The sequence below is a fragment of the Mesorhizobium sp. M4B.F.Ca.ET.214.01.1.1 genome (genome assembly GCF_004791545.1).
Lineage (GTDB): Bacteria > Pseudomonadota > Alphaproteobacteria > Rhizobiales > Rhizobiaceae > Mesorhizobium > Mesorhizobium abyssinicae.
Genome location: NZ_SRUX01000174.1, coordinates 1 through 335 on the forward strand (window position 1 = coordinate 1; position 335 = coordinate 335).

At 69.0% G+C, this 335-nt stretch carries 1 pseudogene; it reads left to right on the forward strand.

Annotation, left to right across the window (positions count from 1 at the left end):
* Positions 1-335, forward strand: a pseudogene (locus EN857_RS33785) (formate dehydrogenase); the annotation flags it as partial.

Below are 335 nucleotides of genomic sequence, written 5' to 3' on the forward strand. Positions count from 1 at the left end.
TTCGAGCGGACGATCGAACTGCCGGTCGCCTGGATCGACTGGGCGGGCCGCCGGCACGAGACGATCAAGGGGCGGCCGATTTCGATGCATGCCATGCGCGGCATCTCGGCCCATACCAACGGTTTTCAAACCTGCCGCGCCATCCACCTGCTGCAGGTCCTGCTTGGCACCGTGGACGTGCCCGGCGGCTTCCGCTTCAAGCCGCCCTACCCCCGCTGCGCGCCGCCGGGGCCGAAGCCAGCGGGCAAGAACGTGCAGCCGATGACGCCGCTGGACGGCATGCCGCTCGGATTCGTCTCAGGGCCCGACGATCTGCTCGTCGACGAGGCCGGAAC